The organism is Candidatus Methylomirabilis limnetica, from assembly GCF_003044035.1.
GTDB lineage: Bacteria > Methylomirabilota > Methylomirabilia > Methylomirabilales > Methylomirabilaceae > Methylomirabilis > Methylomirabilis limnetica.
The window spans coordinates 58,310-76,604 of record NZ_NVQC01000016.1; the positions used below are offsets into that span (position 1 = coordinate 58,310).

Here is an 18,295-nt window from a genome sequence, read left to right on the forward strand (position 1 = left end):
CCTAGGTCTGGATTGCGTTTTGAGGCGTAATCAGCATATACTGAACCAGAATGCTGCGGGGGGATCGAGAGACAATCCGACTGGGGTGGCGCTTGCGTGATTATGCCACGAAGGGTTGGCTGTTAGGTCTCCTGGTGCTCGGTGCGTGGTTCACCATCGCATCTGCGGCGTCGAAGCGTGAGTTGTTGGTGTCCGCCGCGATCAGCCTGAAGGAGCCGCTGCAAGAAATTGGCGTACTGTTTGAACAACGCCACCCAGAGGTGAAGGTGGTTTTCAACTGGGGCGCGTCCGGCGCGTTGCAGCAGCAGATCGAGTATGGCGCGCCAGTCGACGTCTATGCCTCCGCCGCGGCGAAACAGATGGACGAACTCGAGGCCAAGGGCCTTCTCCTCAATGAAACCCGACGTACACTTGCTGCCAACCTGGTAGTCCTGATCAGATCTTCTGCTCTTCGATCCGATCTTACCTCCTTCAAAGATTTGACCAAACCTGAAGTCAAGCTGATCGCTATCGGCAATCCGCGGACCGTTCCCGCTGGAGAGTACGCGCAGAGGATCCTGATGAGTCTTGGGTTGTGGGATTCGCTGCAGCCGAAGCTAATCCTCACCGGGAGTGTTCGCCAGGCCCTGGCCTACGTCGTGAGAGGCGAGGTGGATGCCGCCGTGGTCTATGCCACCGACGCGCAGAGCGCTGATCGAGCGGTCCAGGTGATCTCCGCCGCGCCCGAGGGGAGTCATCCGCCTGCGCTGTATCCGATCGCCGTGGTCAAGACCTCGAAGCAAAGCCAAGAGGCCCGGGCCTTCGTCGATCTGGCGCTGAGCGAGGCGGGCCAGCAGATCCTGAGGGCCCATGCGTTCCTGCCACCACCCAAGGCTCTGGCCCGCTGAAGCGGACGGTCAGGATGCGAGACCGCCTATCATCGTAAGAGGACAGCCATGACTCTTATCCCACTGTCTCCCCTGCTCCTGTCGTTGAAGATCGCGAGCCTCGCGACAGTGGCCGCGCTGCTCCTTGGCACCCCGATTGCGTGGATACTGGCGCGAGGCCGTTTTCCAGGCAGGGCAGTCCTGGAAGCGATCGTGGTGGTTCCGCTGATCTTGCCGCCTACCGTGACCGGCTACTACTTGCTACTGCTGATCGGCCGACGCGGGCTCCTGGGACGTATTCTGGAGGAGGGCCTGAACATCGGCCTCGTCTTTACGTGGAAGGCCGCCGTCCTCGCCTCGACCATCGCGGCGTTACCGCTGTTCATTAAAGCCGCTCAGGGTGCGTTTGAAGGGATCGACCGCCGAATCGAAGATGCGGGTCGAACATTCAAGCCTGCCTTGGTCGTGCTGTGCACCATCACTTTTCCCCTGGCGTGGCGGGGCATCTTGGCAGGGGCGATCCTGGCTTTTGCCAGGGCCATGGGAGAGTTCGGGATTACACTGATGATTGCCGGAAGTATCCCGGGGCGGACCCAGACGCTTGCCCTCGCGATTTACGACTCAGTCCAGGCAAATCAGCCGCAGGAGGCGAATGCCATGTCGATCCTGGCGACGGCCACCGTGCTGCTGATCCTCGTGCTGGTCGGACGGATGACGAAGGTCAAATACTGATGCTTGAACTCGCGCTTGACAGACGATTTAAGGGATTCCATCTCCAGACGCATCTTCAGATCGGCGATGAAATCGCCGCTCTGTATGGCCCATCCGGTTCGGGCAAGAGTCTCACGCTCCTGGCCATTGCCGGCCTGATCAGACCGACTTCCGGAACGATTCGCATCAACGGTCGGACTGTCTTTGACGCGAAGGCCGGCATCAATCTTGCGCCGCATCAGCGGCGGGTTGGCCTCGTGTTCCAGGAGTATGCTCTCTTCCCGCATAAGACAGTGTCAGGGAATCTCTCATTTGGGCTGGCTCGAGGGGTTCCCACACATGAAGCAGCCTCCAGGGTTGACGAGATGCTTCAACTGCTGCGGCTCCAGTCATTCGCACAGCATTATCCGCATCAGATCTCAGGCGGACAGCGGCAACGCGTGGCCTTGGGGCGTGCCCTGATCGGTCACCCTGAGATCCTACTGCTGGACGAGCCGTTCTCCGCCCTTGATCTGGCTATCCGAGAGACCCTCCGACAGGAGTTGCTCCAGATGCTGGCTGACTACAAGGGCACGATCCTGCTTGTGACCCATAATCTTCAAGAGGCGTATCTCATGGCCTCCACCATCGCCATCATTGACGGCGGCAAGATTCTCCAGATGGGAACTCGAGAAGAGGTACTCCATCAACCACGGACCCGGCGCGTGGCCGAGCATACCGGCGCGAAGAACATCTTGCGAGGTGTTGCCTGCCGCGACCCAGACGGCGCCTTGGACATCGTCTGGCGAGGGCATCATCTGCGGGCCGATGGCCCGGCGCCGTCGGCCCCTGGGGAGGTGGAATGCTGCATCCGACCGGAGGATGTCAGACTGGTATGGCCGGAAAGGCCGGGGCGGCGTGAGAACCTCCTGCGCGGCCGAATCGTCCACGAACTTGGGCGCGGTCTTGACTTTCTGCTCTTTGTCAGCCTCACCGATGAGAGCGATCGCGGGAAGTATGACCTGGAAATCCAGGTCCGAAGCCGCCTCCACCACTTGATGGCGCTGCATGTGGGAAAAGAGGTGTGGCTGTCGTTGCCACCAGACCGCTTACACCTGCTCCAGCCTGACGAGTGATGGTCGCCAATCATTGGTCCGAAAGCTCCCCCTCACCCACGCCCTCTCCCCCAAAGGGGCGAGGGAACTCAAAAAATATCCTCTCCCCCAGGTGGGGGAGAGGATACAGGTGAGGGGGTATGGGGTGCCGACTTTCATGCTCATGGGCAAGCCTCCGGCGCATGCGGGAATGGTAAAGGAGCAAGGATGGAGCTGATCTGGCAAGGCACCAAGCAGGCCGTCCTGCTGCTTGTTCACGGCGACCCGGAGGTCCTGCAGATTATGCTGCTTTCGCTGCAGGTCTCGGGGACCGCGACCCTGCTCAGCCTGCTGATAGGCGTCCCGCTTGGCACCGTCTTGGCCCTAGGCCGCTTTCCTGGACGGGGCATCGCCATCAGTCTGGTCAACACCGGGATGGGCTTGCCGCCGGTAGTGGTCGGCTTATTCGTGAGCATCTTCCTCTGGCGGAGCGGCCCGCTTGGCTTTCTGGAGTTGCTCTACACGCCAACTGCCATGGTCCTAGCTCAACTCGCCCTCGCCGCCCCGGTCGTCACTGGTCTCACGGTCGCCGCAGTTCAGCAGTTGAACCCGCGACTGCGCATGCAGCTTGTGGGACTCGGTGCATCGAGACTTCAGGTCGTGTACCTCCTCCTCAAAGAGGCGCGCCTGCCGCTCTTAGCTGCGCTGATGGCCGGCTTCGGTGCGGTCATCTCCGAGATCGGCGCCTCCATGATGGTGGGCGGCAACATCTACCGGCAGACGCGGGTGCTCACCACTGCCACTGTCTTAGAAACCAGCAGGGGAAATTTCGACATGGCGATCGCGCTTTCTCTCCTGCTGATGCTCCTGACCTTTAGCGTGAACGTGACTCTTACCTGGATCCAGCAACGTGGGCGGACACCGTGAGCGGGCCGATACTCTGCATCGAGAGGGTCAAGGTCACATACGACGGCAGGCTCATCCTTGACGCGCCGTCATTTGAGGTCCAGGAGGGACAGACTCTGGCCGTCATCGGCCCAAACGGGGCCGGCAAATCGACGCTGCTTCGGCTCCTCGGATTTTTGGAACACCCCACTGAAGGGCGCGTCCTTTTCAGAGGTCAGCCCGTTCAGCCGTATGGCAATCTGCTGATGGTCCGCCGCCGCATGGCCAGTGTCTTTCAGGAGCCATTGCTGACTGATGGAACCGTTGAGGGAAACGTGGCGCTCGGGCTCAGGCTTCGACGCGTCGATTCTACCGAGGTGAGCAGGCGCGTTCAGGAGAGTATGGCCACCCTTGGCATTGGGCATCTGGCCAAACGGCGGACCCGAACTCTTTCGGGCGGCGAGGCTCAAAGGGTGAGCCTGGCGCGGGCCCTGGTCCTAGACCCGGAGGTCTTCCTGCTTGACGAGCCGTTCGCAGCCCTGGATCCTCCGACCCGCGAGGGGCTACTGGTTGATCTCAAGGCGATTCTCGACAAGAGACGGATCACCACGATCTTCGTGACGCACGATCGGAATGAGGCGTTGGCGCTGAGCGATCAGGTCGCCGTCATGATTGGTGGTCGGGTGCTGCAGATGGACATGCCGGAGCGAGTCTTTGCCGAGCCCCTCAACGAGGATGTGGCCCGTTTCGTCGGCATTGAAACGATCCTGAGGGGCCACGTGCAGTCCGTGAGCCAGGGGCTTGCCACCGTCGAGATCCCGGGGTGGGCCCTGGAAGTGGCAGCGCCATTGACACCGGGGGAGCGCGTGCTGGTCTGCCTCAGGCCGGAGGAGATCACGCTCTTCCCTCGCGGGGCGATCCTGACCACCTCCAGCGCGCGGAATCAGCTCTATGGACGGGTGGTCCGTCATCTGTCGGCCGGCCCCACCTACCGGGTGACGATCGACTGCGGTGTCCTGATCGTGGCGGCAGTTACCCGGCAGTCGTGGGAGCAACTCGGCCTGCACGACGGAGCCGACGTTGTTGCCGCCTTCAAGGCAACCGCTCCCCATGTCATCCACTGCGCCTGACGGTATTGTCCTTGACTTTCGTCTCATAGTTGGGTAGGTTAGAAACAAAATGGGATGGTCCTCAGAACACATGCCTGCCTTTACGTATGAGCAGTCCAGCCTGCCAACGCTGAGAGGCGCTCATCGCCGCGAGTCTTTTGGCGTTAAGTTTCATTCAGTTGCGAGGTATCGTCATCGCGGTCAAAATCCACCCGAGAGGAGGTAAGAATGGAAGAGACGGAAGCACAACTCTTTGCTCGTCTCAGGGAGGAGAATTCGGAGTTTCAGCGGCTGGCCGAGAAGCACCGAGAATTCGATCTGAAGATCGGCGAGTACGACCGGATCTATTACCTGACGAGTGAACAGGAGCGAAAGCGGAAGGAGCTACAAAAGCAGAAGCTGACAATCAAAGACCGGATGCACGTGATTATGCATCAATTCCGGAGCAACCATACACCGGCCACGTCCAAAAAATGAAGCGGCTGACCCACGTCGACCGACATGGCCAGGCCCGCATGGTCGATATCAGCGAGAAGGATGAAACTAGGCGGGAGGCCGTAGCCAGGGGCACAGTCACCATGCAGCCCGTGACCCTTCGCATGATCCAGAAAGGGAGAGTCCCGAAGGGCGATGTCCTGGCCGCTGCCAGAATCGCCGGGGTCATGGCGGCAAAAAGGGTGCCTGACCTCATTCCGCTCTGCCATTCTCTCCTGCTCTCCAGCGCCGAGGTCGAGTTCACGCCGGTCGAGGAAGCCGGGCGCCTCGACATCGAATCACGGGTCAAGGTCACGGGACGAACCGGGGCAGAAATGGAGGCCCTCGCTGCTGTGGCTATGGCAGCCCTGACCGTCTATGACATGTGTAAGGCGGTGGACAAGGAGATGGTGATCGGCTCAATCCGTCTGGTCGCTAAAACAGGGGGGAAGAGTGGGGTGTATCGTCGGCTTGGCGAGAACGGAGCCGAGGGCTGAAAGGCCCCTGTAAGGGATTAAGTGCCCCGGCACACAGCTCGGCGATTAGGATGCCTTCAGGACTGACGACAGCATTCATTTACACCCCGCGGTTCCTGGAATTCGACTATGGACCGGGTCATCCCCTTCGCACTGAGCGGCTGGAGCTGACCTATGATTCGATCAGCGCCTGTGGGTTGCCGGCCCTTCCTTCTATCCGCTATGTCGAGCCTGAGCCCGCCACTGACGACGAACTCCCGGTCTTTATGAAGGCAGACTATCTGAAGGTTCTCAGGGCGGCCGATACTGGTGACGCTCCTCCGGGAGCATTCCGGTACGGTCTTGGCGCCTCAGACAATCCAATCCTACCGGGAATCTTTCGGTGATATGTGTCGGATGTTTCGTGTTTCGGGTTTGAAGTTGCGGGTTCATGGTCCTCTAAACTTGGGATACGGAACCCGGAACTTCCGAAATGGGACGACCAGGGCGTATGCCTGGGAGGAGGTTCTGGAGGAGGTAGGGCTTCTCAAGAGGTTAGTGTTTCCGCGGCACGGCATCTGATGTCGGACCGCTTTTATTGGTGGGGAGGGCCTATGATAAGGCTATGAGACAGGCTAGACAGGATTGATGATAGGACAGGGCGTTGAGGTGCTGGAGCAGGGCAAAAACAGATTTCGGTTTGGTAGGAGGCAGCCAATGGCATTCCAGGATAGGTCACTAACGTGTGTTGATTGTGGGCAGCAGTTTGTCTTTACCGCAGGGGAGCAGGAGTTTTACGAGCAGAAAGGATTTGTGAACGAGCCAAAGCGGTGCAAGGGCTGTAAGACGGTGCGCAAAGGGACGGGCGGCCATGGTGGCCCTCGCCAAGAGTTCGAGGTTGTCTGTTCGGCCTGTGGCCAGCAGACCTCTGTTCCTTTCAAACCGACACTCGACAAACCGGTCTTCTGCAAGCCCTGTTTCGTGGCCAAGCGATCGACGATGTAGTGAGATGTGCAACTCTGAATAGCCTGTCGTTGTAAGCGTGCGTGAAGGGCCGGGCGAGTCTATGACCGCCCGGCCCTTCGCCGTCTGGATGGGATCGCGGAGGCGATCTCGGAGTTGAATCGGGTGGGCAAGTGTGATAACGTGGCGATAAAGCAGCTATCAGATCACAGCTTTCAGCGATCAGCTATTGGAGGAGGCGGCTTTCGTGGATAGTCGAACGCGGTTACTCCTCAGGCAACTCCCTTCAGTAGATGAGTTGTTGCAGGAGCCGTCGATCCGAGAGATGGTTCAGGCGTTGCCGCGCTGGGCGGTCGTTGAGGCGATCCGAGAGGTGTTGGAGCGTTGGCGACGGATGTTGGCCACCGGACAGTCCGAATCGGCGTCGGCGGATCTGCCGTCCAGGGACGCTCTGATTGCCGAGGTAAAGCAGATCGCGCTGCGGCTGAATCGGCCGGCCCTGCGGCGTCTCATTAACGCAACAGGTGTGGTCATCCATACGAACCTCGGTCGCGCCCCGCTCGCCGAGGTTGGGATCGAGCGGATTGTCGAAGTGGCGCGGGGCTACTCGAACCTGGAGTATGATCTCGAACAGGGGGAACGGGGATCGAGGCAGGGCCATGTGGAGTGGCTTTTATGCCGTCTCACGGGGGCCGAGGCCGCGCTCGCGGTAAACAATAATGCGGCGGCGGTACTGCTCGCTATTAATACGCTGGCCGAGGGGAAGGAAGTCGTCGTCTCACGTGGGGAGCTGGTGGAGATCGGCGACTCGTTTCGGATCCCCGATATCATGCGCCGTGCAGGCGGGATCCTGCGGGAAGTGGGGACCACCAACCGAACCTACCTGAGAGATTACGAGGAAGCTATCGGGGCGGCGAGCGCGATGCTCCTGAAGGTTCACACCAGCAACTTCCGAATCCAGGGCTTTGCCAGCCAAGTTCCCGTAGCCGAATTAGCGAGCCTGGGCGAGAAGACCGGCCTTCCAGTGGTGGAGGATGTGGGCAGCGGCGCCCTCGTCGATCTGTCACAGATCGGGCTCTCCAAGGAGCCTATGCCATCGGAGAGCATCCGCGCCGGAGCAGACCTGGTGACCTTCAGCGGTGACAAGCTGCTGGGAGGACCCCAGGCAGGCCTGATCGTAGGGAAGCGACTGCTAGTCGAGAAGCTTCGCCGCAATCCACTCGCGCGTGCCGTGCGGATCGACAAGTTCACGTTAGCTGCTCTTGAGGCGACGCTACGCCTCTATCTTGATGAAGGGCGAGCCTTTGCTCACGTTCCGGTACTCCGAGCGCTCGCTATGTCACTTCAGGAGATTGAGAGGCGAGCCGGACGTCTGCGAGACCGGATCGTCGCACTCGCCTCGGGCCATCTGGAGGTCTCTGTCATCGATGGGACCTCAGAGGTCGGTGGTGGCGCGCTACCCCTCGAGTCGATCTCGACGCGACTAGTGGCGGTACGGTCCGCTCACCTGAGTGCACCGGTTTTGGAGGGACGCCTGCGACGGACCGACCCGCCGGCGATGGTTCGGATCAAGGATGATCAGATCGTCTTGGACCCTCGTACCGTCTTGGAAGATGAGCTGGAAACGCTGGCCAACCTGGTGGCCTCGGTTGCAGTGCCGTAGAGGTGCGAGGTAGGGGCAGCCCTTGTGGCTGCCCTAGCGCGAAGTGCGATTCCCTCCCTCGCCGACATAGGGGCGATCCTGGTGATCGCCAGATCTGGGCAGGCACAAGGCCTGCCCCTACGAGGGGGAAGGGAAGGGTGGGGATGCAAGGAACGATCGTGAGGTGTGGCGGTAGATGAGTGGGCTATTCGTGACCTTTGAGGGGGGTGAGGGGTCCGGGAAGACGACCCAACTCAAGCTGTTGGCCAATCGAATTCGTGCTTCCGGAAAAGAGGTCAACGAGACACGAGATCCAGGCGGGACCGGCATCGGGGAGGGGATCCGGACGCTCCTGCTCTACTCCCCGCTCGATGCATGCGTGGACAGGCCTGGATCGGCCCCCATCGCTGCTGCCACAGAACTACTGCTGTATGAGGCCAGCCGTGCGCAGCTTGTCCGGGAGGTGATCGCTCCTGCCCTCGCGCGAGGGACAGTGGTGCTGTGCGACCGTTTCACCGATTCCACGCTGGCGTACCAAGGAGTTGGGAGAGGCATCGATTGCAACCTGATACAGCGGTTGAGCCGATTCAGCACCGATGGGCTTATCCCGGATCTGACCATCCTGCTGGATCTCGACCCGAGGATCGGACTGGCGCGGTGCAGAGGAGGCGTTGACGGCGATGCTTCGACGGGACTTAGCACAGGACTGTCGGCTTGGGATAGGATTGAGGCCGAGCCACTTGACTTTCATCAGCGGATCAGAGGGGGGTACCTTGCCATGGCGCGTGAAGAGCCGGATCGAATTACCGTGATCGATGCCGGTCTGAGTGTGACCGAGATCGAGACGATCGCGTGGAATCAGTTCCTTCATCTTCAAGATCGGTGCGGTCATGCCGTTTCGTGATCTGATTGGGCAGGCGCGAGCCATTCGGTTCCTTCACCGGGCGCTCATGACCGGTCGGATCGCCCACGCCTATCTCTTCACTGGGCCGGCTGGGGTGGGTAAGCGGGCCGCAGCTCTCGCTTTTGCCCAGGCGCTCAACTGTGAACAAGTTTCGAGTTTCGAGTTTCAAGTTTCGAGTTCAAAATCTGGAACCCGGAACCTGCAACAGCGAAGCGAAACCCGACACTCGACACTCGAAACTCGAAACCCTGAACATCCTTATGATGGGTGTGGGGGCTGCCGTGTCTGTCGCAACATCGCTAACGGACGGCATCCGGACGTACAGGTGATCGAGCCGGACGGTGCGACAGTGAAGATTGAACAGATCCGGACTCTTGAGGCCGACGCGGCTTTAGCATCATACGAGGCTCGGTGGAAGGTATTTATCCTCGATAGGGCGGAGAGAATGACGGAGCAAGCCGCCAATGCCCTCCTGAAGACTCTGGAGGAACCGGCCAGGGGAACAGTGTTCATCCTTCTGACGAGTACCGTATCCGCCATGCTTCCCACGATCGTCTCTAGATGCCAGACAGTGACCTTCTCCCCCCTCCCGAACGGGCAGATCGAGGCCTTGCTGATAGAGAAGGGGATAGATCCGTCCCGGGCCCGACTGATCGCCTCTTTGAGCCAGGGCAGTATCGAGCGTGCTCTCAGTCCCGAGGTGGCGTCCCTGTCCGCGACGAGGGATCTACTACTCGAAGAGCTTGGGCGAGGGCTTCACGATGGACCCGCCGCCCTCGTTGAACTGGCCGAGAAGCTGGTGAAGGATCGGGAGAAGCTCCAGCAGCAGTTGGAAATCCTGTCGGCCTGGTTTCGTGATCTCATGGTCGCGAAGGCATCCGGACGGAAGGATTGGCTCGTGAACGACGATCGTGGCGAGGAGATCGCCCGCCATGTGGAGGGCTTGCCCTTAGACGTCATCCTGGACGGACTTCGCGCGATCCACGCCGTCATGGATAACCTCCCCCCCCCACGCAACGCGAACCCGCGCCTGTCGATGGAGGATCTATTGCTCCGACTACGCGAGGGGTTCCCGTCTGGCCTTTTGCCGGTGACAGCATGAAAACGGTACGCATTAACCTGGGAGAGACCGAACACCAGGAGCAACACTACGATCCGCGAGGGGTGAACGTGCAGCCTGGTGACCAGGTGGTGGTCGAGACCAAGTGGGGACAGGGGCTGGGTCGAGTATTCGCCACTTTCTCGATGTTTCCCCATCAAAAAATCACGGAACCACTCCCGGCCGTCCTCCGATTGGCAACCACTCGGGATCGCGCCAACGAGGAACGGATCAAGCGCCTGGAATTGGAAGGGAAAGCCTCCTGCTTGCGGAAGATCACAGAACGGAAACTGCCGATGAAGCTGGTTGATGTCAAGGCGAGCTTCGACCGGAGCAGGGTGACCTTTTACTTCTACGCCGACGCGCGGGTTGATTTCCGCGACCTGGTGAAGGAGTTGGCCCAGCAGTTTCACACCCGTATCGAGATGCGACAGATCCGTGCCAGGGACGTGGCCAGCAAGCTGGGCTGCGTTGGTCCGTGCGGCCGACAGCTCTGCTGCAAGACCTTTCTGAAAGAGTATGAACCGGTCTCAGTCCGGATGGCCAAAGACCAGGGCCTCCCCCTGAATCCGAGTAAGCTGGCGGGGATGTGCGGGCGGCTCAAGTGCTGTCTTCGCTATGAGCACTCAATGTATGAGGAGATGAAGCGGCGTCTGCCCAAGGTTGGTTCCCCCGTTGAGGCGCCTGCGGGATTAGGGATTGTGAGGGCGAGGAACATCCTGGCTGAATCGGTGGTGGTCGAACTGGAAGACAAGACGCAGATCACCGTGAAGGCGGCTGACCTGATCCACATCGGTCCCCCCCTGGACGATACTACATCGCCCCGGGGCGGTTGCGGTGGCGGAGGCGGGGGTGGTGGCTGCAGCAGTGGCGGTGGCGGTGGGGGAGGCGGTGGCTGCAGCAGTGGCGGCTGCGGGGTGAGCTCTGCGCCGGACCGCAACAATATATGAGTAACGAGACCTTCTACCTGACCACACCAATCTACTATGTCAACGCCACCCCGCATCTGGGACACGCCTACACCACCATCCTGGCCGATACGATGGCCCGCTTCCAGAAGCTCCGACTGGGGCCTGAGCGGGTCTATTTCCTGACTGGTACCGACGAGCACGGCGACAAGATCGCCCAGGCGGCCACACAGACCGGCGAGAGCCCACAGGCCTATGCCGACCGGATCAGCGGCATCTTTCAGGAGACGTGGAGGCGACTGGGACTTGCGCCGAACCAGTTCATTCGCACAACCAGCGAACCTCATAAGCGTGCCGTACAGCGGCTGCTACAGCAGATCTATGATTCCGGGGACATCTATTTTGGGGAGTACGGCGGCCAGTACTGCTTTGGCTGCGAACGATTCTACACCGAGAAGGAACTTCAGGATGGCCGATGCCCCGATCATCAGACAACCCCGACCTTTATCAAGGAGCAGAACTACTTCTTTCGGATGGGGAAGTACCAGGATTGGCTGATCGATCACATTCGCCACCACCCCGACTTCATTCGGCCGGAGCGCTTTAGAAACGAGGTCCTATCCTTTCTGAAAGACCCGCTGGAAGACCTCTGTATCTCGCGGCCTCGGACTCGCCTGGAGTGGGGGATCCCGCTCCCCTTTGACGCCCAGTATGTCACCTATGTCTGGTTCGATGCCCTCGTCAACTACATCTCGGCCCCAGGCTGGCCCGATGGCGAGGTGTTCCAGCGTTTCTGGCCAAGCGCCCAGCATCTGATCGCCAAGGATATTCTGAAACCGCATGCTATCTACTGGCCGATCATGCTGAAGGCGGCCGGACTCCCGCTGTATCGCCACTTGAACGTCCACGGCTACTGGAAGATCGAAGAGGCCAAGATGTCCAAGAGTAGGGGCTCGGTCGTCCGCCCTCTTGATCTGGCTGACAAGTACGGCGTCGATGCCTTTCGCTATTTCGTGTTGCGGGAGATGACGTTCGGCTTGGATGCCAGCTTCAGCGAGGAGGCACTTGTGGCCCGACTGAATGCGGACCTGGCCAACGACCTGGGGAATCTCTACAGCCGTGTCCTGAAGCTGATCCAGCGATACTATGACGGCAGGATTTCCGAATTGCCTGGTGAGCGTGGGCTTGCTGATGCCACGCGCGTCGCCGTCATGGGCGTGACAGCCGCGACGGAACGCTTTGCATTCAGTGAGGCGCTGGCGGCCATCTGGAATCTGGTCTCGGCCACGAACAAATACCTGGTGACCAACGAACCGTGGAAGGCGGACCCAGAGGATGCTCAAACAAAAGCGGTCCTGTTTAGCGCAGCCGAGACCCTCCGGGCGATCGCTATTCTTCTGTGGCCGTTTCTTCCTCAGACCGCAGAACGTATGCTCCAGGGTCTGGGCGTCTCAGAGCCGCTCACATCGATTCACTTCGATGAACTGCTGTCATCATCGTGGCATCTCGGGTCACAGGAGCGACGAGTCCAAGAGGTGGAGCCTCTCTTTCCCCGTATCGAGGTGACTGTTCCCCGCTTAAAACCTGCGGGGACAGGCGCCAAGCCGTTACCTCAAAAGTCCCCCCCACTCGTCCCCTCCCCCTCCGAGGGGGGAGAGTTGGGGGAGGGGTGCATCGAACAGATCACCATCGAGGAGTTTCGGCGCATCGACCTGCGCGTCGCGGAAGTGATCGAGGCGGTCGCGATCCCCGGCTCGAAGAAGCTGGTCAAGCTGCGGGTGAGGCTTCAGGACGAGGAGCGGATCGTGGTGGCTGGCCTGAAGGAGCCGTATCCGCCGGAAAGCTGGGCGGGGAAGCGAGTCATCCTGGTGGCCAACCTCAGGCCAACCAAACTGATGGGGATCGCCTCTCAAGGGATGGTGCTGGCCGCCGAAGACGAGTCAGGCCGGATCGTGCTACTCACTCCGGAACAGCCAATCTCCTCTGGTTCCAAGGTCCGCTAGCATACTATCACCCATCTTTGGCCCGATTTGGGGGGCCATTAAGAAATTCCCTCTCCCTGAAGGGAGAGGGCAAGGGTGAGGGTGAGCAAGGGCGGTCCTCCTCACGACTGTAAAGGCAAACGCAACAGGATATGTATGTTTATTGACACTCACGCCCATATCCAGATGCGGGAGTTCGATGCCGACCGAGTCGAAGCGCTCACGCGGGCCGAGGCTGCCGGGATCGGCCTGATGCTCGCGGTCGGGTATCACCTTGAGTCGAGCCGGCAAGCAGTGGAGGCGGCGGGCCGTTACCCGCAGGTCTACGCAAGCGTCGGCATCCATCCCCACGACGCTAACGGTTACGATGATGCGGCGGAAGAGACCCTTCGGGCCCTCGCCACGCAGCCCAAGGTTGTGGCCATCGGCGAAGCGGGCCTCGACTTCTTTCGCAACCGCTCGCCGCACTCTGTTCAGGCTGAGGCGTTTCGCCGTCAGATTCGCCTGGCCAGGGAGCTGGATCTGCCGCTCATCGTCCACGATCGTGAAGCCGATCGCGACACGATGCAGATCCTGGAGGCAGAAGGGGTAGAGCGTGTGGTCCTGCACTGCTTCTCCGGCGATCTCGCGATGGCTGAAGAGGCCTGGCGGAGAGGCTACTACGTCTCAATCGCCGGTCCGGTCACCTATCCCAAGAACGAGGCCCTCCGCGAGGTCGTACGGAAGGCCAATACGGATCGCCTCCTCTTGGAGACCGACTGCCCCTATCTCCCACCCCAAGCGTTCCGAGGCCAGCGGAACGAGCCAGCCCATCTCCTTCACACCGCCCAAGAGGTCGCCAGGCTCCTGAATATGCCGCTCATCGAGCTAGGTTGCCTCACCAGCGAGAATGCCCGCCGCCTGTTCCGACTCCCTCCATTGGAATGAGTATCGCTCGTGCTTCCATTGCCCACCCTTTGTACTTATGACATAATGCCTGGTGTATCAGGATAGGAGAGTGCAGCGCGGCGGCTATGGATAGGCGGAGAGCCCTGTCCGCCGCCAGACGACAGTCCTGAAGAGACTAGTCGCATCCGGTCGGCGCTCATCGAAACAGGGTTGACTGTACGAGAAGGGTACTTGCTCTGAGTACGAGCACTGGAGAGAGGCACATGAGGCAAGTAGATCTAATGAAGCGCATTACGGCCAATCCGAGGATTTTGGGAGGGAAACCGATCATTCGCGGAACGCGGATTTCGGTAGAATTTATTTTGGAATTGCTTGCATCAGGGGCCACCGAACCCGAAATCTTACAAGACTACCCCCACCTGAAGTCGAACGACATCATGGCATGCCTGCAGTATGCCGCCCGGTCTTCGCAGAACGAGATATACGTGGATCTGGAGAAGGTTGGGTGAGGCCTGGTACGCTCAGGTTCTTGACCGATGAGAATGTCTCGCCTCGCCTGGTCGCGCCCTATCTCCCCCCCCAAGCCTTCCGAGGCCAGCGTAACGAGCCGGCCCATCTCCTGCACACCGCCCAAGAGGTTGCTAAGCTCTTGAATATGCCGCCGACTGAGCTCGGCCGCCTCACCACCGACAACGCCCGCCGCCTGTTGCGACTCCCTCCATTGGAATAATTGTCAACTCAATTACGAATTGGAATAGTGCACCCTTAGCGTAAACTCGCTCAGTAGAGTCCAACACTTATCGTTATTCTTGATCAGACCTTTTTCTTCCGTAGAGCTTACGAATACGAAGCCAAAATTAGTCTTCGTCCCAGTTGCCCACGCTTTGACCACATCGGTCACATCGATGCTGATTACGGAGCCCATAGGCTTCTCGGGGAGATCGTTCTTGTAAGGGTCTCCAGAAATGGTGTCTGGCGCCTTCGCGATCTCCACCTCGGGCATGCCATGCCATTCATCTTTCGCGAGCAAGAGCCTTAACGCACATAATTCTGGGAATCTTTTGTTCAGTGGCCTCACACCGCTCTTAATCGTGTAGTTCAGGGTAGCCTTGGTGACAGTCTTTGCCGGAGACTCGTTCAGCGGATCCACATTGAATTTCACGGCGCCTCGGTAGATGTGATTCTGTATTCGCATACTAAAATCGTCAACCGTTCGAAAAAAGTGTTCCCAACCCACTACAACGCCAACTGTTCCTTGTTTATAAAGCGCAATAGTCGCGTCTCCCGCCAATCCGACCTTGCCCTCACCCTGGAATTCAACATGATTGGAACTTCCAACTTTTGTCGGCCCGGAAAGGTTGCTTTTGCAGGCGCCGAGCAACGGCAAAAGCACTAAAGCCAATAACATCCGTAGCCAAAATATTCTCATTTGCATGTTTCATCTCCTTGATTTGCGAGAAGGATATTATCGAGCATTGAGCAACACGCCGGCGTCAGTGAGCCGCCCGGCAAAGGCGGTGCTGGTGAACTGCGATCCCTGGTCGGAGGTGAAGAGCATCGGCGTCGCGATCGACATGGCTCGCTCCGCGCCGTCAGACAGAATCGGGTCTCCATCGCGATGGAGCTCTTCCGGGACAGCACGTCGCTGCTGGGCCAGTCTAGGCTCTCTGCCCCTGTTATACATATTACTCAGAGCATAAAATAGCTTACCCCCCTTTAGCAAAGGGGGGTAAGGGGGGTTTTGAACTATCGGTACAAACCCCCTCAATCCCCCTTTCGTAAAGGGGGAAGTTGCTGGAGATGTTGTGCGAGAGTGCAATCTATTTTATGCTCCCCGTAATAACAATGTAGGTCATGTCCCGTTTATCATTCCGGGCTCGACAAGCCTGCCCCGTACTTGATACGGGGGAATCCAGTTTCTCTCTGGTTTCCCGCTCCCGGCTTATAACGTGCCGGGACAGGCTTTGCGGGAATGACGGACTTTGCGGTGATTAACCTCGCCGTGTTTAGAAAGCGTTGCCCGGCCTGTCTAAGCGCCTACGAGCGCCTGCCTAACAGTGTGAGACCATAGTGGGCGGCGCCGATCAGCGGCGTGCGTAGGTTCAATGAGACCTTCACTTCGATTGACTGAAGCAGTTCAGCGAAGCGCCCCTTGTCGGAGAAGGCATTGGTGAACGTGCCGTCTTGAAGTTTGGATAAAAGCTTCGGCGCGATCCCGCCACCGACATACACCCCACCAATCGCGAGGGCCTTCAGGACCAGATTTCCCGCCTCTGCTCCGTAAATAGAGCAGAAAAGATCGAGCGCTTTCGTGCAGAGCAGGTCGTCCCCTGTCAGCCCGATCTCCGAAATCATGGCGCCAGGGTCATTCTCCGCGATCCGAGTTCGCAGCCACTCTGGCTCGGGGGCTATGCCGCTGTCCCGGAGGAACCGATAGATGTTGAAGAGCCCTGGACCGGACAGCACGCGCTCGTAGCTGACGCGGCCACGCTCCCGTTGCAGATAGCGGAGCAGGTCGATCTCCATGTCGCTGCGTGGGGCAAAGTCGGCGTGGCCGCCCTCAGTGGCCATGGGGTGATACCGCGCCCCGTCCCAGTACAGGATTGCCTCCCCCAGACCTGTCCCGGCTGCGATGACGGCGATGTTCCCCTTTCGCTGAAGACCAGGTTGAAGCACACACAGGTCGGTCGGCTCGAGGTGGAGCATCCCGTAGGCTGCTGCTTCCAGATCGTTCAGGAGCTTCACTCGCGGAACGCGAAGGACTTCCGCCAGTCTGCGCTCATCCAACTCCCAGGGGAGGTTTGTGGCTTTACTCTGTCCTTCGATCACCGGTCCGGCCACCCCGAAGCAGGCCGCGTGTAGTGGCGGGCGAGATCCAGGTCCCATGAATTGATCCAGGACCGCCTCCAGCGACCCGTAACTCTGGCTGGGGAACGTTTCTTCACGGATGGCTTGCAGGCAAGTTGGCGTCTCCTCGAAGAGGCCGATAATGGTCTTCGTCCCACCGATGTCGCCAGCCAGGATCATGGGACCTTCTCGCCGAGTCGGCTGGCGGCGGCCTGGTCAACAAGCCACAGCAATCGACCAGCTACCGGCCGGATGAGTTGGGCCGGGAGCCGCTCTGGGTCCGGCGGCCCTTCCAGAACTGCCTGGAGAACAGCGGCCTTCTCCCCTCCTGATACGAGGAACAGGATTGCTGACGCTCGATTGAGGATGGGTGGCGTCAGTGTCAGGCGATTCGTCTTCAGCTCAGGGATGTAGTTGGGCGCCACCCACCGCGTGGCCTCTTGAAGCGCGTGGGAGTACGGAAACAGCGAAGCGGTGTGACCGTCAGGCCCCAACCCCAGAAGAATAAGGTCGAACATCGGCGGCTCATCTGTTGGTCGTATCTCGAAAACCTTGGCGATTTCGGACTCGTACTCGCTGGCCGCCGCATCCAGGTCTGTCCGCTCGGCCTGCATCCGATGCACTTGGTTCGCGGGTATCGGAACGCGACTGAGCAGAGTAGCCCTTGCCATGCCGAAGTTCGAGTCCGGGTGCTCCGGCGGCGCCGCCCGCTCGTCGCCCCAGAAGATGTGAGTCCCTCGCCACGGCAGGCGAGTGCAGTACGGCTCAGCCGTCAGGAGCGAGTAGAGGCGCTTCGGGGTCGAGCCGCCTGCCAGGGCAACGGTGAAGCGTCCACAGCGGGCCACCGCCTTATCGGCGATCGCGACGACTTGCTTCGCGGCCTCCTGGGCGACAGCAGCGAAATCGGACACTACCAGTAGGTCGACCTCGTGCCTCAGTATCTGCCCGGTTTTCATCGGTTCTGGGATCTCCCGACCTCCGCCTTTACCAATGGGTTCAGTAACTACTCAGGTGTTTAGGCTGTAGGCTGAAGGCTGTTAGCCATTGCGCATGGACCGAATCAAGAAGCCCAGAACCTTTTCGGTCTCCATCATGTTCGCGTCGCATTCTGAAAACGCCTGGCTCATCCGTGCGCGTTCCTACAGTCTAAAAGACTACAGTCTATCTACCTGAGTAGTTACTGGGTTCATAAGTAACAAAACGTATCACAACTGTTTTGTCATTCCGGGCTTGACAAGCCTGCCCAGTACTTGATACTGGGGAATCCGGTGTATTCAGCCTGGATCCCTGCTTGTGCGGGAATGGCACGGTGTCGCCTGGCTTGTACACGCCTGACAATGTTGCTTCACGCAGGACTATGGAGAACCTACGCCTGCCGTATTGGCGTGTCAAGCAGATGATCGTGCCCCGGATGGGCGCAGCAGGCGGCCCCCCACTTTTCCTTGACCGGGAGGGAGGGGGGGACGTTCTAATCTGCGCTGTCTGTGTG

At 59.6% G+C, this 18,295-nt stretch carries 21 protein-coding genes; 17 read left to right on the top strand and 4 right to left on the bottom strand.

Annotated features, from left to right (window positions below; genetic code table 11):
- Positions 1 to 50 precede the first annotated feature (50 nt).
- From modA to CLG94_RS04880, 17 genes are all read left to right on the top strand, one after another.
- Entirely contained in the window at positions 51 to 887 is an 837-nt protein-coding gene (gene modA / locus CLG94_RS04800; protein ID WP_107561722.1) for a molybdate ABC transporter substrate-binding protein, read from the top strand.
- A 48-nt stretch (positions 888 to 935) separates the two neighbouring features.
- Positions 936 to 1,598, top strand: coding sequence for a molybdate ABC transporter permease subunit (modB, locus tag CLG94_RS04805; protein ID WP_107561723.1), 663 nt, complete (start codon positions 936 to 938; stop codon positions 1,596 to 1,598).
- Positions 1,598 to 2,692 (top strand): ABC transporter ATP-binding protein, encoded by a 1,095-nt coding sequence (locus CLG94_RS04810; protein WP_107561724.1) that lies wholly within the window; start codon positions 1,598 to 1,600, stop codon positions 2,690 to 2,692. The genes modB and CLG94_RS04810 overlap by 1 nt, the downstream gene beginning before the upstream one ends.
- Before the next feature lie 186 nt (positions 2,693 to 2,878).
- Positions 2,879 to 3,577 carry an ABC transporter permease gene (locus CLG94_RS04815; protein ID WP_107561725.1) on the top strand — a complete coding sequence of 233 codons (699 nt, stop codon included), beginning with the start codon at positions 2,879 to 2,881 and terminating at the stop codon, positions 3,575 to 3,577.
- Entirely contained in the window at positions 3,574 to 4,665 is a 1,092-nt protein-coding gene (locus tag CLG94_RS04820; protein ID WP_107561726.1) for an ABC transporter ATP-binding protein, read from the top strand. Before CLG94_RS04815 ends, CLG94_RS04820 begins: the two co-directional genes overlap by 4 nt.
- A gap of 207 nt (positions 4,666 to 4,872) precedes the next feature.
- On the top strand, positions 4,873 to 5,121 hold the full coding sequence (locus tag CLG94_RS04825) for a hypothetical protein (protein WP_107561727.1): 249 nt from the start codon (positions 4,873 to 4,875) through the stop codon (positions 5,119 to 5,121).
- Positions 5,118 to 5,615: a cyclic pyranopterin monophosphate synthase MoaC gene (moaC, locus tag CLG94_RS04830; RefSeq protein ID WP_107561728.1), complete on the top strand. Its 498-nt coding sequence runs from the start codon at positions 5,118 to 5,120 to the stop codon at positions 5,613 to 5,615. Before CLG94_RS04825 ends, moaC begins: the two co-directional genes overlap by 4 nt.
- A 50-nt stretch (positions 5,616 to 5,665) precedes the next feature.
- A complete protein-coding gene (locus CLG94_RS04835; RefSeq protein WP_107561729.1) occupies positions 5,666 to 5,980 on the top strand; it encodes an arginase family protein in 315 nt (104 codons plus the stop codon).
- 310 nt (positions 5,981 to 6,290) lie between these two features.
- Positions 6,291 to 6,578: a zinc-ribbon domain containing protein gene (locus CLG94_RS04840; protein WP_107561820.1), complete on the top strand. Its 288-nt coding sequence runs from the start codon at positions 6,291 to 6,293 to the stop codon at positions 6,576 to 6,578.
- Between the two features lie 205 nt (positions 6,579 to 6,783).
- On the top strand, positions 6,784 to 8,199 hold the full coding sequence (gene selA, locus CLG94_RS04845) for an L-seryl-tRNA(Sec) selenium transferase (RefSeq protein ID WP_107561730.1): 1,416 nt from the start codon (positions 6,784 to 6,786) through the stop codon (positions 8,197 to 8,199).
- Between the two features lie 175 nt (positions 8,200 to 8,374).
- Positions 8,375 to 9,082, top strand: coding sequence for a dTMP kinase (tmk, locus tag CLG94_RS04850; protein ID WP_107561731.1), 708 nt, complete (start codon positions 8,375 to 8,377; stop codon positions 9,080 to 9,082).
- Positions 9,069 to 10,184: a DNA polymerase III subunit delta' gene (gene holB, locus CLG94_RS04855; RefSeq protein WP_107561732.1), complete on the top strand. Its 1,116-nt coding sequence runs from the start codon at positions 9,069 to 9,071 to the stop codon at positions 10,182 to 10,184. The genes tmk and holB overlap by 14 nt, the downstream gene beginning before the upstream one ends.
- Positions 10,181 to 11,131, top strand: a complete 951-nt coding sequence (locus CLG94_RS04860) for a PSP1 domain-containing protein (protein ID WP_107561733.1) — start codon at positions 10,181 to 10,183, stop codon at positions 11,129 to 11,131. The genes holB and CLG94_RS04860 overlap by 4 nt, the downstream gene beginning before the upstream one ends.
- Positions 11,128 to 13,092: a methionine--tRNA ligase gene (gene metG / locus CLG94_RS04865; protein WP_239993128.1), complete on the top strand. Its 1,965-nt coding sequence runs from the start codon at positions 11,128 to 11,130 to the stop codon at positions 13,090 to 13,092. Before CLG94_RS04860 ends, metG begins: the two co-directional genes overlap by 4 nt.
- A gap of 135 nt (positions 13,093 to 13,227) precedes the next feature.
- Positions 13,228 to 13,998, top strand: coding sequence for a TatD family hydrolase (locus CLG94_RS04870; RefSeq protein ID WP_107561734.1), 771 nt, complete (start codon positions 13,228 to 13,230; stop codon positions 13,996 to 13,998).
- A 224-nt stretch (positions 13,999 to 14,222) separates the two neighbouring features.
- Positions 14,223 to 14,468 carry a DUF433 domain-containing protein gene (locus tag CLG94_RS04875; protein ID WP_107561735.1) on the top strand — a complete coding sequence of 82 codons (246 nt, stop codon included), beginning with the start codon at positions 14,223 to 14,225 and terminating at the stop codon, positions 14,466 to 14,468.
- Entirely contained in the window at positions 14,465 to 14,689 is a 225-nt protein-coding gene (locus CLG94_RS04880) for a TatD family hydrolase (RefSeq protein ID WP_161954027.1), read from the top strand. The genes CLG94_RS04875 and CLG94_RS04880 overlap by 4 nt, the downstream gene beginning before the upstream one ends.
- A gap of 12 nt (positions 14,690 to 14,701) precedes the next feature.
- Here the strand turns inward: CLG94_RS04880 and CLG94_RS04885 are convergent, their stop codons facing one another.
- The 4 genes from CLG94_RS04885 to pgl all read right to left on the bottom strand — a co-directional run bounded on the left by CLG94_RS04885 (position 14,702) and on the right by pgl (position 17,762).
- Positions 14,702 to 15,394 carry a DNRLRE domain-containing protein gene (locus CLG94_RS04885; RefSeq protein WP_107561737.1) on the bottom strand — a complete coding sequence of 231 codons (693 nt, stop codon included), beginning with the start codon at positions 15,392 to 15,394 and terminating at the stop codon, positions 14,702 to 14,704.
- A gap of 30 nt (positions 15,395 to 15,424) precedes the next feature.
- Positions 15,425 to 15,643, bottom strand: a complete 219-nt coding sequence (locus tag CLG94_RS04890) for a hypothetical protein (RefSeq protein ID WP_107561738.1) — start codon at positions 15,641 to 15,643, stop codon at positions 15,425 to 15,427.
- 353 nt (positions 15,644 to 15,996) lie between these two features.
- On the bottom strand, positions 15,997 to 16,986 hold the full coding sequence (glk, locus tag CLG94_RS04895) for a glucokinase (RefSeq protein ID WP_107561739.1): 990 nt from the start codon (positions 16,984 to 16,986) through the stop codon (positions 15,997 to 15,999).
- Positions 16,983 to 17,762 (bottom strand): 6-phosphogluconolactonase, encoded by a 780-nt coding sequence (gene pgl / locus CLG94_RS04900; RefSeq protein WP_107561740.1) that lies wholly within the window; start codon positions 17,760 to 17,762, stop codon positions 16,983 to 16,985. Before pgl ends, glk begins: the two co-directional genes overlap by 4 nt.
- Between the last annotated feature and the right edge of the window lie 533 nt (positions 17,763 to 18,295).

Excerpts from the sequence above, each read along its gene's own strand:
- modA (WP_107561722.1), top strand. The coding sequence starts at position 51 with ATGCTGCGGGGGGATCGAGAGACAATCCGACTGGGGTGGCGCTTGCGT.
- modB (WP_107561723.1), top strand. The coding sequence starts at position 936 with ATGACTCTTATCCCACTGTCTCCCCTGCTCCTGTCGTTGAAGATCGCG.
- CLG94_RS04810 (WP_107561724.1), top strand. The coding sequence starts at position 1,598 with ATGCTTGAACTCGCGCTTGACAGACGATTTAAGGGATTCCATCTCCAG.
- CLG94_RS04815 (WP_107561725.1), top strand. The coding sequence starts at position 2,879 with ATGGAGCTGATCTGGCAAGGCACCAAGCAGGCCGTCCTGCTGCTTGTT.
- CLG94_RS04825 (WP_107561727.1), top strand. The coding sequence starts at position 4,873 with ATGGAAGAGACGGAAGCACAACTCTTTGCTCGTCTCAGGGAGGAGAAT.
- moaC (WP_107561728.1), top strand. The coding sequence starts at position 5,118 with ATGAAGCGGCTGACCCACGTCGACCGACATGGCCAGGCCCGCATGGTC.
- CLG94_RS04835 (WP_107561729.1), top strand. The coding sequence starts at position 5,666 with ATGCCTTCAGGACTGACGACAGCATTCATTTACACCCCGCGGTTCCTG.
- CLG94_RS04840 (WP_107561820.1), top strand. The coding sequence starts at position 6,291 with ATGGCATTCCAGGATAGGTCACTAACGTGTGTTGATTGTGGGCAGCAG.
- tmk (WP_107561731.1), top strand. The coding sequence starts at position 8,375 with ATGAGTGGGCTATTCGTGACCTTTGAGGGGGGTGAGGGGTCCGGGAAG.
- holB (WP_107561732.1), top strand. The coding sequence starts at position 9,069 with ATGCCGTTTCGTGATCTGATTGGGCAGGCGCGAGCCATTCGGTTCCTT.
- CLG94_RS04860 (WP_107561733.1), top strand. The coding sequence starts at position 10,181 with ATGAAAACGGTACGCATTAACCTGGGAGAGACCGAACACCAGGAGCAA.
- metG (WP_239993128.1), top strand. The coding sequence starts at position 11,128 with ATGAGTAACGAGACCTTCTACCTGACCACACCAATCTACTATGTCAAC.
- CLG94_RS04870 (WP_107561734.1), top strand. The coding sequence starts at position 13,228 with ATGTTTATTGACACTCACGCCCATATCCAGATGCGGGAGTTCGATGCC.
- CLG94_RS04875 (WP_107561735.1), top strand. The coding sequence starts at position 14,223 with ATGAGGCAAGTAGATCTAATGAAGCGCATTACGGCCAATCCGAGGATT.
- CLG94_RS04885 (WP_107561737.1), bottom strand. The coding sequence starts at position 15,394 with ATGCAAATGAGAATATTTTGGCTACGGATGTTATTGGCTTTAGTGCTT.
- CLG94_RS04890 (WP_107561738.1), bottom strand. The coding sequence starts at position 15,643 with ATGTATAACAGGGGCAGAGAGCCTAGACTGGCCCAGCAGCGACGTGCT.
- glk (WP_107561739.1), bottom strand. The coding sequence starts at position 16,986 with ATGATCCTGGCTGGCGACATCGGTGGGACGAAGACCATTATCGGCCTC.
- pgl (WP_107561740.1), bottom strand. The coding sequence starts at position 17,762 with ATGAAAACCGGGCAGATACTGAGGCACGAGGTCGACCTACTGGTAGTG.